12 protein-coding genes are annotated in these 15093 nt (G+C 57.3%); 4 read left to right on the top strand and 8 right to left on the bottom strand.

What is annotated here, in order from left to right; all coding sequences use genetic code 11:
* Positions 1-8: 8 nt before the first annotated feature.
* Positions 9-1256, bottom strand: coding sequence for a threonine ammonia-lyase IlvA (gene ilvA, locus N7U68_RS12275; protein ID WP_263046985.1), 1248 nt, complete (start codon positions 1254-1256; stop codon positions 9-11).
* Positions 1257-1324: 68 nt separating this feature from the next.
* Positions 1325-2074: a hypothetical protein gene (locus tag N7U68_RS12270; protein WP_263046984.1), complete on the bottom strand. Its 750-nt coding sequence runs from the start codon at positions 2072-2074 to the stop codon at positions 1325-1327.
* 132 nt (positions 2075-2206) lie between these two features.
* On the opposite strand from N7U68_RS12270, the gene N7U68_RS12265 reads away from it, so the two are divergent.
* Positions 2207-3433, top strand: a complete 1227-nt coding sequence (locus N7U68_RS12265) for an argininosuccinate synthase (protein WP_263046983.1) — start codon at positions 2207-2209, stop codon at positions 3431-3433.
* On the opposite strand, the gene N7U68_RS12260 is transcribed toward N7U68_RS12265, so the two are convergent.
* Together N7U68_RS12260 and N7U68_RS12255 are read right to left on the bottom strand one after the other, a co-directional pair.
* Positions 3369-3899, bottom strand: a complete 531-nt coding sequence (locus N7U68_RS12260) for a hypothetical protein (RefSeq protein ID WP_263046982.1) — start codon at positions 3897-3899, stop codon at positions 3369-3371. The genes N7U68_RS12265 and N7U68_RS12260 overlap by 65 nt on opposite strands.
* Positions 3900-4083: 184 nt before the next feature.
* Positions 4084-4497 (bottom strand): DUF7282 domain-containing protein, encoded by a 414-nt coding sequence (locus tag N7U68_RS12255; RefSeq protein WP_263046981.1) that lies wholly within the window; start codon positions 4495-4497, stop codon positions 4084-4086.
* 349 nt (positions 4498-4846) lie between these two features.
* Here N7U68_RS12255 and msrA point away from each other — a divergent pair, with 349 nt between their 5' ends.
* Complete coding sequence (gene msrA / locus N7U68_RS12250) at positions 4847-5503, top strand: peptide-methionine (S)-S-oxide reductase MsrA (protein ID WP_263046980.1); 657 nt, start codon at positions 4847-4849, stop codon at positions 5501-5503.
* Here the strand turns inward: msrA and N7U68_RS12245 are convergent.
* A complete protein-coding gene (locus N7U68_RS12245; RefSeq protein WP_263046979.1) occupies positions 5497-6357 on the bottom strand; it encodes a ribokinase in 861 nt (286 codons plus the stop codon). The two genes, msrA and N7U68_RS12245, sit on opposite strands and share 7 nt — an antisense overlap.
* Positions 6354-8609, bottom strand: a complete 2256-nt coding sequence (locus N7U68_RS12240; protein ID WP_263046978.1) for an NADP-dependent malic enzyme — start codon at positions 8607-8609, stop codon at positions 6354-6356. The genes N7U68_RS12245 and N7U68_RS12240 overlap by 4 nt, the downstream gene beginning before the upstream one ends.
* A gap of 164 nt (positions 8610-8773) precedes the next feature.
* Between N7U68_RS12240 and mutS the strand changes: the two genes are divergently transcribed.
* Together mutS and N7U68_RS12230 are read left to right on the top strand one after the other, a co-directional pair.
* Positions 8774-11413 carry a DNA mismatch repair protein MutS gene (gene mutS, locus N7U68_RS12235; protein ID WP_263049151.1) on the top strand — a complete coding sequence of 880 codons (2640 nt, stop codon included), beginning with the start codon at positions 8774-8776 and terminating at the stop codon, positions 11411-11413.
* A 22-nt stretch (positions 11414-11435) separates the two neighbouring features.
* Positions 11436-13367 carry a CocE/NonD family hydrolase gene (locus tag N7U68_RS12230; RefSeq protein ID WP_263046977.1) on the top strand — a complete coding sequence of 644 codons (1932 nt, stop codon included), beginning with the start codon at positions 11436-11438 and terminating at the stop codon, positions 13365-13367.
* A gap of 14 nt (positions 13368-13381) precedes the next feature.
* On the opposite strand, the gene N7U68_RS12225 is transcribed toward N7U68_RS12230, so the two are convergent.
* Together N7U68_RS12225 and hrcA are read right to left on the bottom strand one after the other, a co-directional pair.
* Positions 13382-13942, bottom strand: coding sequence for a nucleotide exchange factor GrpE (locus N7U68_RS12225; RefSeq protein ID WP_165195151.1), 561 nt, complete (start codon positions 13940-13942; stop codon positions 13382-13384).
* Between the two features lie 12 nt (positions 13943-13954).
* Complete coding sequence (hrcA, locus tag N7U68_RS12220) at positions 13955-14995, bottom strand: heat-inducible transcriptional repressor HrcA (RefSeq protein ID WP_373323005.1); 1041 nt, start codon at positions 14993-14995, stop codon at positions 13955-13957.
* Positions 14996-15093: the final 98 nt, after the last annotated feature.

The following is a 15093-nucleotide window of genomic DNA, read 5'->3' as shown; positions in this document are numbered from 1 at the left end:
GGGTGCCGTCAAATCAGGAATTCTGCCAGCACTTCGTCGTTGGTTATATCACGAAATTCGAAATCCTGCGCGCGCAGGGTGGCCTGCAAACGTGCGAAATTCTCCTCATGCGCAGTTTCGATCCCGATTAAAACCGATCCAAAATTGCGTGCGGACTTCTTGAGATACTCAAACCGGGCAATATCGTCATCGGGTCCCAGCAGTGACAGAAAATCCTTTAGCGCTCCGGGCCGCTGCGGCATCCGTAAAATAAAATATTTCTTAACGCCGGAGTATCGCTGAGCGCGTTCCTTTACCTCGGGCAGCCGCTCGAAATCGAAATTGCCGCCCGACGTGACGCACACGACCGTCTTGCCCTTGATACGGTTGCGCATATCCTTCAAAGCGTCCACCGCCAGCGCCCCGGCAGGTTCCAGCACAATCCCTTCGATGTTCAACATCTCGATCATGGTTGTGCATAGCCGATCCTCGGCAATCGTGATTGCCTGTCCCGGATCAAGGTGCTGCAATCGGGCGAATGTCCGCGCGCCCACCTGCGCCACCGCCGCGCCGTCGGCAAAACTATTCACGTGGTTCAGTCGGACCGGCGTACCCGCCCGCAAGGCAGCGTTTAGACATGCGCCACCCTCTGGTTCGACCAGCGTTACATCCGAGCCATCACCGACATAGCTGCAAACCCCCGCCGACAGACCGCCACCGCCCACCGGCATGACAATATGATCGGGCAACCCGCCCAATTCGCGCTCGATCTCGACCGCTACCGAGGCTTGGCCCTCGATCACGTCTTCATCGTCAAAAGGCGATAGAAAATGCCCACCAATTTTAGCGCAATAGGCTTGTGCAGCGGTGAGCGTAATGTCGAAATAGTCCCCCGTCAGTTCGATCCGGATCGCGTCCCCGCCAAATGTCTGGGTCTTGCCAATTTTCTGCTGTGGTGTGGTCACGGGCATGTAAATCACACCTTCGACACCAAAATGACGGCACATAAAGGCAACGCCCTGCGCATGATTTCCCGCACTGGCGCAGACAAAAATCGGCGCAGCACCTCCTTCGGGAACTGCATCCAGCACCTTGCGCATCGCATTGAATGCGCCGCGCAGCTTGTAGGATCGAACCGGGGTCAGGTCCTCGCGCTTCAACAGGATGTTGGCGTCATACCGCTCGCTCAGATGTTCATTGCGCTGCAACGGTGTCGCATCGAAAACCGGTCGCATCGCTGCCTCGGCAGTGCGGGCTCTGTCTTGAAAATCGCTCATGCGCCCTGCCTGCCCGATCCCTCGCAACCACGCAAGTGGGGACGTGCAAAGCATACCCAAGAATACCGTTAGTCGAGCGGCCGCCCCTCGACCCAATGACCATAGATTGTGGTCAGAATACTAACGTTGATCAGGCTCAGAACGAAGGTCAGTACTCCGAAAACGATCAGCCCCAGCGCACCATTAATATCCGCCGCACCGGCGACGGTGGCATCCAGCACGCGGCTGGCCGCATAGCGAAACACCATCACCATGAGGATCGTCAGGCTCGCCCCTTGCGTGGCCACCAGAACCTCGGAAAATCCCATCTTTCTCCCCACCGCCGCGGCAGGCAGGATCGGGCTGATCCGGTAAATCACAAATGCCAGCAAGGCGACGCCGAGTACGAAGATGTTGAACATAACCTCGCCCAGAATCGCCGTCACGAAAACCATCACAAACAGGGCAACTATCCCTATGCCGAACAGCCACGTCGCCGCGCGCAGATATGCGATGGACTCTTCGCGGTGCAGTGGTGGCAGCCAGCCTTTGGGATACTCCTCCAACAGAATGAACCGATGCCAGCTCACAAAGAACCAGATTGTGGCAAATACCCAGAGCAGCATCAGCAAGAACGCCTCTTCACTGGCAAAGGCATTCAGCACCACCTGCTCGAATGATAGGGCATGCGCCATCGACCAGATCGGTCCATCATGTATCCGCAGAATCACCGTCGCGACAATCATCAGCATCACAGGGGCCAGTCCGATCTGCACAGCCTCGCGCCGATTGCCCCAAACCATGCGCAGCGCATGAATGATCACTTTCAGTCCTGTCATTCTCGCCATGTCTCCGCGCAGATATTTCTCATATCTCGACCATAGATGCCCACACAGGGCAAGTATGGCTTCCCTTGCCCCTATGTAAAAAAACAGCTAACTCCCAGCGCGACCCTGACAAAGGAAAGACTGATGTCCGCGCCCAAGAAAGTTGTGCTGGCCTATTCCGGCGGCCTCGATACCTCGATCATCCTCAAATGGCTTCAGACCGAATATGGTTGCGAGGTGGTGACGTTCACTGCCGATCTCGGTCAAGGCGAAGAACTGGAACCCGCTCGCGAAAAGGCGGTGATGCTGGGGATCAACCCCGACAACATCTATATTGAGGACGTGCGCGAGGAATTCGTGCGCGATTTCGTCTTTCCGATGTTCCGCGCCAACGCACTGTACGAGGGGCTGTATCTGCTCGGCACCTCCATCGCCCGACCGCTGATTTCCAAACGGTTGGTTGAGATCGCCGCAATGACCGGTGCCGATGCGGTCGCCCACGGCGCCACCGGCAAGGGCAACGATCAGGTTCGGTTCGAATTGGCCGCCTATGCCCTGAACCCCGATATCAAGGTGATCGCACCATGGCGGGAATGGGACCTGACCTCTCGCACACGCCTGCTGGATTTTGCCGAGAAAAACCAGATCCCGATCGCCAAGGACAAACGCGGCGAAGCACCATTCAGCGTCGATGCCAACCTGTTGCACACCTCGTCAGAGGGCAAAGTGCTGGAAGATCCGGCAGAGGCCGCACCCGATTACGTGTATCAGCGTACCGTCGCGCCAGAAGATGCACCAGATACACCCGAATTCATCGAAGTCGGCTTTGAACGCGGCGATGCGGTCAGCATCAATGGCGAGACGCTCAGCCCCGCGACAATCCTGACACGTCTGAACGAGTTGGGTGGCAAACACGGTATCGGACGTCTGGATTTCGTCGAAAACCGCTTTGTCGGGATGAAGTCACGCGGCATCTACGAAACCCCCGGCGGCACAGTCCTGCTAGAGGCGCATCGCGGCATCGAGCAGATCACGCTGGATAGCGGCGCAGGTCACTTAAAGGACAGCCTGATGCCTCGCTATGCCGAGTTGATCTATAACGGCTTTTGGTTCAGCCCAGAACGCGAGATGCTACAAGCCGCCATCGACAAGAGTCAGGAGCATGTGACCGGTACCGTGCGACTGAAACTCTACAAAGGTGCTGCCACCTGCGTCGGTCGCTGGTCGGATCATTCGCTCTATTCCGAGGCGCATGTGACGTTCGAGGATGACGCCGGTGCTTACGATCAGAAAGATGCGGCGGGCTTCATTCAGCTGAACGCTCTGCGACTAAAGCTTCTGGCGGCTCGGAATCGTCGTTTGAAAGGCTGAGGTCTTCGGCAGGCACCTCATCCACATCTTGCGCGCTGTCTTCGGGGTTATCCTCAACCGGCAGCGCGCGGCGCTGCTGCGACGTGTTAGACTGATCCAGCGCCCGGACCAGCGTATCCTGCACTGATCCACGCACAACCGCAGTGCCGCCCGGACCCATGACCATCTCTTGCGAGGTGATCCGCAATAGTGGGGCCGACAGCCGTGCCATGCCCGTGGCATTTGGCGTCTCAACCACACCGCGTCGGATCAACTGAGCAAATAGCCGCCGTGCCGTGTGATTCCGCACACCGACCTGATCCGCGATCATATCTACCGATATGCCCGTTCTCGCATGTGCCAGCGCCACGGCAAATATGTAGCGGCTACGTGCAACCGGTACTGCCGCCTTGCCCAGCGCCGGTAACGGAGCGACAGCGGCCACGCCAGAACCAAAGAGAGCTTGGGTAAATTCGCGTCTGTTCATGAGTTCGATGTGGAAAGGACATCGTGACTATTCACGGGGAATTTTGGTCCGAGTGGTTCAGATTACGACCAATTCACGCGAAAAAGGCGACCCGAACAGATGGGTCGCCTTCACTCATATTGGCAGCACTCGTAACTGTACTCGTACGCTCGCCCTCAACTGGGGCGATCTCTTCACGCGCGCGTTACTGCGCGGTGATGACCTGCATGACCAGTTTGCCGTCTGGTTTGACTGGTCCATCTTCCTTGGCGCCCAAGGTGTATTCAAAGATGCCGGTTTTCATGCCGCCTGCTTCGGAATGCACCATCAGCATCAACATATCGCCCGACTTGACCTCTTCGGTCAGGATCGCGGCAACGTCCATGTTTTCACCCGCACGCAATGGCGCGTACCCGACCACCGGACCCGGCTTCATGTCTTCGCCGGTGCGGTGCACAACCAGCCAACCATTCTCGGCTGCGGCGACACTTTCTGCGCTGACAACCCCGTTCGACACATCCTGATCAGATGCCTCAACCTTTGGCGCCATTGCATGCGCCGCGGCATTAGCGATACCGGCGCTCAGGGTAAGGGCAGCGATACTGTAAAAAACTTTCATTTCGATCTCCTCCATTGCTTCACAGCGCATGGATGGGATCACCCGATATTGCGCCGCGATTACCAACAGTCACGTAGATCAGGCATGCAGAGTTTCAGTTCCATAAGATTAAATTTCATATTTTTTATAAGATATTGATTTTTCGTAATTATAATTGATCGAAACTAGAGATCAATCAACACTCCCCACTGCGATTGTTACAGATCGTGGCCCTATTTTGGCTACATTCCCTCTACCCGGTAAACTGCAGTCACCTGCGCGTGACATCGTGTTTCGCCGTATTGGCGGCGCCGTCCACTTCGGTCATGCTGAGCCCAAGTCAAGGAGGATCAGCACCATGACGCGTGCAATGACAAAATTGAAAACACTACTTCTGGGCGGGTTGATCGTGGTCGGCTTTTTCGCCCAAGGCAAACACGTCCATGCAGCAGGCACCGAGGTGCTGACCGTTGCAGGCGGGTGTTTCTGGTGCGTCGAGGCAGATTTCGAAGCTGTCCCCGGCGTCAGCGAAGCAGTGTCGGGTTATACAGGCGGCACGACCAAAAACCCCAGCTACAAGGATGTCACCCGCGGCGGCACCGGCCACTATGAGGCGGTGCAAATCATGTATGATCCGGCCCGTGTCAGTCGTGATACTCTGCTGTCAATGTTTCTGCGCTCGGTCGACCCCACCGATGCGGGCGGCCAGTTCTGTGACCGTGGGGACAGCTATCGTACAGCGATCTTTGTGAATGGTGCAGCGGAAAAAGCCGGCGCAAATGCCGCCATTGCCAACGCCCAAGACGCACTGGGCCAAAAGATCGTAACGCCGGTGCTCCCCCTCCAGACTTTCTACAAGGCCGAAGATTATCACCAGGATTACTACAAGAGTCGTAGCCTCGTCGTGACCCGGTTCGGGCCCAAGCGCCAGTCAGAAGCCTATAAACGCTATCGAAGCGCGTGTGGTCGTGACGAGCGGGTAAAAGCGCTCTGGGGCAGTGCCGCGCCCTTTGTCAAAGGTCACTGACCAAGAAACCGATGGACCTCTGGCAGAGTGGGGATCGCTTCGGCGGTTCCTTTTCTCTGTACCATCAGCGCCGCAGCAGCAGATGCCTGACGCAACGCCTGGGGCACGTCCATCCCCTGAGCAAGCGCCGCGACGGTATAGCCAGCAAACGTATCCCCCGCGCCCGTCGTATCGACAACAGGAACCGCAAAGGCAGGCACCTCTACCGGCGCTTTGCCCTGCTCCAGAAAAACAGCGCCTGCTGCCCCTTTGGTGATGATGGTTCGTAGCGTCGACATGCCCTGCGCACCTGTTTCCAATTGCGCCGCTTCAACCTCGTTGAGGATCAGCAAATCAATCAAGGGGGTAACCGCGCGCACAGCCTCGGGATCAAACGGCGCGGCCGAATAGGCCACTTTTGCCCCTCTTTCTCGCGCCGACAATGCCGCTTCGACCTGACAATTTGTCTCGTTCTGCATCATCAGCCAGTCACCCCGCCCAGCCTCTGCCAATGCCTTTGTGACCTGCTCCTCTTCTACCGTCCGGTTGGCACCCGGATAGAGCACAATGGCATTTTCGCCTTGATCGTCCACAGTGATGATCGCATGCCCCGATGGCGCGGGTTTGACTGCGATATGCCGTGTTCCCACGCCATACCCATTCAACAGGTCAACCATCCAGCCGCCATCGGCACCGACCGCACCGATATGCACCACTTCTGCTCCCGCCAGTGCTGCCGCGACGGACTGGTTGGCCCCCTTACCGCCCAGACCGGAAAAATGCGCAGCGGCGGCCAGCGTCTCTCCCGGTTGCGGTAAATGCGGTACCCGGTAAAACCGGTCCGCATTTATCGAGCCAAGGTTATAGACTGTCATCCGACCTTGCACGCGGCCAGTACAGCCATGTTCAGAATGTCGTTCGCAGTCGACGAGGTAGAACAGATCTGAATCGATTGATCGACGCCCGACAGGATCGGCCCGATCACCGTTGCGCCCGCCATTTCCTGCATCAGCTTGACCGAGATAGATGCAGAATGCCGCGCAGGCACGACCAGAATGTTCGCTGGACCGGTTAGCCGTTGGAACGGGTAATTTTCCTGTGCGGCAGTGTTCAGCGCCACATCGACTGTCATCTCACCTTCGAATTCGAAATCGACACCACGTGCCTCCAGTACCTGAGGGGCCAGATGCATCTTTTCCGCGCGCTCAGAGCGGGGGTACCCAAATGTTGAAAAGCTGACAAAAGCCACCCGTGGTTCCAGCCCCAGATGCCGCGCGACGCGCACTGATCCCTCTGCAATATTGGCCAAATCGTTCTCGTCCGGCCATTCGTGCACCAGCGTATCCGCCACCAGCACGATCCGTCCTTTTAGCATCAGCGCCGTGACACCAACCGCCCCATTGTCAGCGTCGGCGTCAAACACATGGTTGACCAATTCCAGAACATGCGCCGATTTCCGGGTGGCACCCGTCACGAGACCATCCCCATGACCATGCGCCAGCATCAATGCACCGAACACATGCCGGTCCCGAGCAGCCAGCAGGTGGGCATCCTGCCGATCGTGTCCTTTACGCTGCAAGCGGGTATACAAAAATGACCGATAGTCATCCAGATATTCAGTGTTGGCGGCGTTCACAATTTTCAGTTCAGTAAATGCATCGCCCAGACCAGCCGCTTCCAGCTTAGCCTGAACATCGGACTCGCGCCCGACGACCAGCGCCTGACCCATGCCCGCACGCTGATATTGTACAGCGGCGCGCAACACACGCGGGTCGTCACCCTCGGCAAAGATCATGCGTGCCTGCGCATTACGCGCCCGCGCATTGATCGACCGCATGATCGCAGCGGTCGGATCCATCCGCGTCTTGAGCGTAACCTCATACGCTTCCATATCCACGATCGGACGCCGTGCAGCGCCGGTATTCATACAGGCGCGCGCCACGGCCGGCGGGATCGTGTGGATCAGACGCGGGTCAAACGGCGCTGGAATGATGTAGTCGCGCCCAAAGGCCAACTTGCGACCATATGCCATGCCAACTTCGTCGGGGACATCCTCGCGCGCCAGCTTGGCCAATGCTTCGGCGCAGGCGATTTTCATCTCGTCATTGATCGCACGGGCATGCACGTCCAACGCCCCGCGAAAGAGGTAGGGGAAACCCAGAACATTGTTCACCTGATTGGGGTAATCGCTTCGGCCCGTTGCCACAATGGCATCCTCGCGCACGGCATGCGCTTCTTCTGGCGTGATCTCGGGGTCCGGGTTTGCCATGGCAAAAATAACCGGATCGGGGGCCATTGATGCCACCATGTCCTGTGTCACCGCGCCCTTGGCCGACACGCCGAGAAAAACATCACAGTCTTTCATCGCCTCTTCCAGCGTGCGTAATTCTGTTCGCACCGCGTGGGCCGATTTCCACTGGTTCATTCCTTCGGAGCGGCCCTGATAGATCACGCCCTTGGTGTCGCACATGATGCAGTTTTCATTGCGCGCGCCCATGGATTTCAGCAACTCCAGACAGGCGATCCCTGCGGCCCCCGCGCCGTTCAAAACGATCCGCACATCCTCGATCTTCTTGCCGGACAGATGCAGCGCATTGATCAGCCCCGCTGCACAGATCACCGCCGTTCCATGCTGATCATCGTGGAAAACCGGGATGTCCATCTCTTCTTTGAGCCGCTGCTCGATGATGAAACACTCCGGTGCCTTGATGTCCTCTAGGTTGATTCCGCCAAATGTCGGCCCCATCAGCCGCACGGCGTTACAGAACGCATCCGGATCTTCGGTATCCAGTTCGATATCGATGCTGTTTACATCTGCGAACCTTTTAAACAGGACCGCCTTGCCCTCCATCACCGGTTTTGACCCCAGTGCGCCAAGGTTTCCCAACCCCAGAACTGCCGTCCCATTCGAGATGACAGCCACCAGATTACCCTTGTTGGTATAGTCATACACCGTCTCGGGATTCTCGGCGATCGCGAGGCACGGCACAGCCACACCCGGTGAATAGGCTAGGCTCAGATCGCGCTGCGTGGTCATCGGGACCGTTGCGCTAATCTCGAATTTTCCGGGTGTCGGCTCCAAATGAAAAGCCAGCGCCTCTTCATCGGTGAATTTTGGTTTGGCCATTGGCGATGTTCATCCTTGCAAAACGGTTGCACATCCATAACCGCCCTTTTGCACAGCCTCAACTGGAACGCGCTTTTGGCTTTCGCAGCGCCGCGTCGCTTTGTAGGGTCCGGCAAACGCGATTGGGGGATTTCGTGACTGCTGCAGGACCAACCGCAACGCCCATGATGGCACAATACCTTGAGATAAAGGCAGAGTATCCCAATGCACTGCTGTTTTATCGGATGGGCGACTTTTACGAATTGTTCTTTGACGATGCGGCGCTTGCTGCCGAGGCGCTGGATATCGCGCTAACCAAAAGGGGCAAGCATCTGGGAGAGGACATTGCGATGTGCGGCGTTCCTTTCCATGCAGCCGAAGGGTATCTGTTGACGCTCATCCGCAAGGGCTTTCGCGTGGCGGTATGCGAGCAACTGGAAAGCCCGGCAGAGGCCAAGAAGCGTGGCGGAAAGTCCGTGGTCAAACGCGGTGTTGTGCGGCTGGTCACGCCCGGTACGCTGACCGAAGAAAGCCTGCTGGAAGCGCGGCGGCACAATTACCTCGCGGCGATCGCCGAAGTACGCGGCGATCACGCGCTGGCATGGACCGATATTTCGACGGGTGCGTTTCATGTGATGCCTCTTACAGCAGCGCACATCCCCCCCGAATTGGCACAGTTGCGGCCCAGCGAAGTGATTGCGGTAGATCAAGCAAACCTTGATTGGGCTGAAACAGTCTCTGAAATCGGCGCGTCTCTGACCCCACTTGGACGCGCAGCATTTGACAGCACGGGTGCTGAAAAACGTCTCTGTTCGCTTTTCGGTGTCAGCACGCTTGATGCTTTTGGCAGTTTCACCCGACCTGAGATGGCCGCAATGGGCGCGCTTGTCGAATATCTCGACCTGACGCAAAAGGGCAAACTTCCCCTGCTGCGCGCACCGCAGCGAGAAGACCGTGCAGGCGCGATGCAGATAGATGCAGCAACGCGGCGCAATCTGGAGCTAACTCAAGCGCTATCCGGCGGCAGAGCTGGCTCGCTCCTCGCCACGATTGACAGAACCGTAACGGCCGGGGGCGGACGCCTGCTTGAGCGGCGATTATCCAGCCCATCCCGCAATCTGAACGTTATCCGTGATCGTCTGGAGACACTTGCGTTTGCGCAGGAACAGGGTCGATTATCGGCTGATCTGCGCGCCACGTTGCGCAAGGTCCCCGATCTCGACCGGGCTTTGTCCCGGCTCGGCCTGGATCGGGGTGGTCCGCGTGATCTGGCCGCAATTCGGAATGCTCTGGTACAAGCCAAAGCCATCGCTGGCATGTTTGCGGGTGGCACTTTGCCTAAATTGACCGCAGACGCGGCCACCGCGTTGACCGGACATGACGAAATCATTGCATTACTGGAACAGGCTCTGGTTGCTGAACCGCCTCTGCTGGCGCGTGACGGTGGATTCATTGCGTCTGGTCACGATCCTGAATTGGATGAAGCCCGCCAGTTGCGTGACGAGGGGCGCAGCGTGATTGCAGGGATGCAGGCAGATTATGCCAAGCAAACCGGTATCGCAGCACTAAAGATCAAACATAACAACGTTCTGGGATACTTCGTCGAAGTCACCGCAACCCACGCCGAAAAAATGCTTTCAGAGCCTTTGAGCGAGGTGTTCAAACATCGGCAGACAACAGCCAATCAGGTCCGGTTCACAACCGTCCCATTGTCAGAGATGGAAACGCGCATACTGAACGCGGGCGGGCGCGCGTTAGAGATAGAAAAGCGGCTCTATCACAGCCTGACTCGTGTCGTTTTGGACAACTCCGCACAAATTTCCCAGACCGCTCGTGCGCTGTCTGAACTGGACCTGACCACTGCCTTGGCCGATCTTGCCACCGAACAGGATTGGTGCAGTCCGCACGTCGACGATAGTCGCGCATTGGTGATTGAGGGCGGACGGCATCCCGTAGTGGAGGCCGCTCTGCGTAGTCAGGGCGGTGGACCGTTTATCGCCAACGGGTGCGATCTGGGCGAAGATAATGATATCTGGTTGCTGACTGGTCCCAACATGGCAGGTAAATCGACTTTCCTGCGTCAGAACGCCCTCATCGCGCTGCTCGCTCAGATGGGTAGTTACGTTCCGGCCAAGTCGGCCCATATCGGTATTGTCAGCCAATTGTTCAGCCGCGTGGGTGCATCCGATGATCTGGCACGCGGACGATCCACGTTCATGGTCGAAATGGTCGAGACTGCCGCGATTCTTAATCAAGCGGACGATGCAGCACTGGTGATTCTGGATGAGATCGGGCGCGGCACAGCTACGTATGATGGGCTTTCCATCGCTTGGGCCACCTTGGAACATTTGCATGATGTAAACGCCTGTCGCGCGCTCTTTGCGACGCATTACCACGAATTGACCAATCTGACTGACAAACTGGATCGTGTCGAAAACGCTACGGTAAACGTCAAGGAACACGATGGCGACGTCATCTTTCTGCATGAAGTACGGCGGGGTGCTGCGGATCGATCCTATGGTGTTCAGGTTGCCAAACTGGCCGGGTTGCCAGCGGCTGTGGTTGATCGCGCCCGTATCGTGCTGGACGCGTTGGAACGCGGTGAACGCGAGGGCGGTGCGACCCGATCGACACTGATTGACGATCTGCCGCTGTTTTCTGCACGCCCTGCCACGCCGGCACCTGCGCAGACCTCAGCGTCTGAAGTCGAATCGCGCTTGGCCGATGTATTGCCAGATACATTAACCCCGCGTGAGGCCTTGGATCTGGTCTATGATCTTAAGACGTTGTTGGAGAGTCGTAATGGTGACAAACGCGCCAAATAGGAACGTTGAAATTCAACCCGATATGGGTATTCCGCTGCCGGACGGCACACGACTATCTGCCAAAGTCTGGATGCCCGTAGATGCCCTAAAATCACCGCTTCCCGCAATCGTCGAGTACCTGCCATATCGGAAATCGGACGGCACTGCCGCCCGCGACCACGGAATGCATCTGCATTTTGCCAAGGCGGGTTATGTCTGCTTGCGCGTGGACCGGCGGGGCTGCGGCGACAGCAATAGCCTGTTCGACGATGAATATTCCGAGCAGGAATTACAGGACGGCGTCGATCTGCTGCACTGGATTGCCGAACAACAGTGGTGCAACGGCCGGATCGGGATGCAGGGTATATCATGGGGTGGCTTCAACGCTGTGCAGATCGCCGCGCGCGCGCCCGAACCGCTCAAGGCGGTGATCAGCATCGGTACAACCGTTGATCGGTATTCGGACGACATTCATTACAAAGGCGGTATACAACTGGGCGAAAACATCGGATGGGCCGCAACTGTCCTTTCATGGTTCTCGACTCCGCCTGACCCCCAGATCGTCGGTGACGCGTGGCGTGAAACCTGGTTGGAGCGGTTAAACTCCGCGCCGTTCCTAGCCCAAACATGGATGGATCACCCAGATCGTGATTCCTACTGGCAGCATGGCTCTATTTGCGAGGATTATGCGGCGATCAAAGCCCCTGTGCTGGTCATGGGCGGGCAACATGACGGATACCGCAACGCAATGGCCCACATGGCCGCGAACCTGTCCTCTCCGGTCAAAGCCATTTTTGGACCTTGGGATCATAAATACCCCAATATCAGTAATATAGCCCCTGCGATCGACTATCTGGCAGAGGCGTTGCGTTGGTGGGATCACTGGCTGAAGGACACAGACACCGGTGTGGCCCATGATCCTGCGATGCGCGCCTACATCATGGACAGCGTCGCGCCCGATCCCGCGCTAAACCACCGGCCCGGTCGTTGGGTTAGCGTGGCGGAGTGGCCCAGTTCTGCAATAACAGAGACTGTTTTTCATTTTGGCGACGGGACATTAGGTCAAGCTGCGCCGTTTTCCGCACAGATCGAGACTGATCTTATGTGCGGTGTGGCATGTGGTGAGTATTTTCCCTTTGGCACCGGGACGCGCGAGCTACCGGATGATCAAACGTTGGATGACAACGCTTCCACCTGCTTTGACTCCGCGCCTTTGTCGGCAGACATGACGCTGCTCGGGGGGCCACAGGTTACACTACGGGTCGTATCCGATCAGCCACGCGCACAAATGATCGTGCGGCTCTGTGATTTGCGTCCCGATGGTACGTCTGCCTTGATCTCCCTCGGCATGTTGAACCTGCGCCATCGTGATGGTTTTGACGAGGGCCGCGATCTGGTGGTCGATCAAGTCTATGACATTCACGTACCACTGGATCAATCTGCTTATCGTCTCCCCGCTGGCCATCGGCTTCGGCTGGCAATTTCGAACAGCTATTGGCCGTATTGCTGGCCTGAAGCTGTGCCATTCACCCTAACCGTTACAGGAGGCTCGCTTAGCCTGCCGGAACTGCGTGGTGCCGTTTCCAACGCAGAGTTTGACCCGCCAAGCCCTATGGAGGTGCGCCCATATCGCGTCCTGCGAGAACGACATGGATCAAAAACCACCGACACAGACGCAGGATCGCGTGTGCAGATTTCCGTCGACCACGGGTTAGTCGAGGATGTCGAAACCGGGCTAATCACAGGAAGCAGTATCTTGGAGACTTGGCAGATCCTTCGCGACGACCCGGCTTCTGCCGAGGTAGATATACTGTGGTGCCGCAGCTTTGGTCGAGCGGAGTGGATGGTGCGCACCGAGGTCGAAACACACATGCGCGGTCATTGTGACCGATTCGAATTCGGTCACACCCTGCGCGCTTATGAAGACGACCTGCTGATTTTTGAACGCGAGATGCGTGGGTCCGCGCCGCGTTAAGCGGCGCGCCCGAACTATCCCTGCATTGACGAGACACCGACCTGCGCCGGACGCAAGATACGGTCATGCAGCATGAAACCTTCGGCAGAAACCTGAATAATTTCACCTGCCTTGGTTCCGGGCAACGGCGCCTCGAACATCGCCTCGTGTTGCTGCGGATCGAACCGATCGCCAATCTCGGGCGAGACGATCTGCATACCGTGACGACGAAAAACATTCAGCAATTCGCGCATGGTCAGCTCAATACCCTCGATCAGACCGGGGGCCGCAGCCTTTTGATCCTCTTTAACAGTTTCCAGCGCGCGCTTCATGTTGTCGTATACCGGCAACAGATCGCGAGCCAGCTTTGACCCGCCATAATTTTCGGCCTCGCGCCGGTCGCGATCGGCACGTTTGCGCACGTTCTCGGCATCCGCCAGCGCGCGCATAAATTTGTCCTGAAACGAATCCCGCTCTGCACGCAATGTGTCCAGCTCGACATCAGCATCTGAAATTTCCGCGTTGGCGGCCTCGTATTCCTCGGCTTCCACCTGCTCTAGATCGTCGAGAAAGTCGTCGTTTTTTGGCTCGGCCATCATTTCTGCCCTCTAACTTCTGTCGGCGATCAGCTTGCCTACCAGCTGCGCCGTGTAATCCACAATCGGAACGATCCGCCCATAGTTGAGCCGCGTGGGTCCGATGACCCCAACCGCACCGACAATCTTTCGATCAGCGTTCATATAAGGAGAGACGACCAAAGAGGAACCCGAAAGTGAGAAAAGTTTGTTCTCTGAGCCGATAAAAATGCGCACACCTTCGCCCTCATCCGCCAGCTCTAGGAAATTTGCAATATCACGTTTGCGTTCCAGATCGTCAAAGAGCGTTTTAATGCGGCTCAGGTTGTCCTCTGACTCGTCACCAGCCAGCAAATTTGACCGCCCACGAACGATGAGCCGATCAGGGCCATCGCCTTCGCCTTCTCCCGACCATACGGCCAGTCCGCTTTCGACCATCGCATGCGCGAGCTGATCAATTTCCTGCCGCCGGTCCGTGATCTGTCGGGAGATGACCGTCTGAAGGTCAGACAGGGTGCGCCCCTCGATCAGCGCATTTAGAAAATTTGCTGCTTCGCGCATAGAACTGGGCGTCTGCCCCGGAGGCGGCGTAAAAATCCGGTTCTCGACATGGCCATCGCCAAACACCAGCACCACCAGCGCCCGGTCGTGGCCGAGGCTGACAAACTCTATATGTTTGATCGGTGCTTCGTGTTTTGGGGCCAGCACCAGCGATGCACCTTGGGTAACGCCCGACAACGCTGCGCCGATACGGTCCAACACACCGCTGACATCCTGACTATTGCTGGACATGGTCGCATCCATCAGCTGCCGATCCGATGTTTGCAGATCGCCTACCTCTAACAGGCCGTCAACAAACATGCGTAGGCCGCCCTCGGTCGGCACGCGGCCTGAACTGACATGCGTGCTGCCCAACAGACCCATATATTCAAGATCCTGCATCACGTTACGGATCGTTGCCGCACTGACCTTCTCGCTCATGTCGCGAGTCAATGTCCGCGACCCAACCGGCGTCCCCGTGGCGAGATAGCCCTCGACAACGCGACGGAACACCTCGCGCGAGCGTTCATTCATTTCTTCCAGCAGTTGTTTGCCGTCGATCATCTGGGCACCGGTCCTTTGCTGGTCTGCCATTAAATCCGTAGGGTTGGAAAGGTCAATCGGGGTTGGCA

The sequence above is a fragment of the Roseovarius pelagicus genome (assembly GCF_025639885.1).
In the GTDB taxonomy this organism is placed as follows: Bacteria; Pseudomonadota; Alphaproteobacteria; order Rhodobacterales; family Rhodobacteraceae; genus Roseovarius; species Roseovarius pelagicus.
This window is presented reverse-complemented; position numbering and strand designations above follow the sequence as displayed.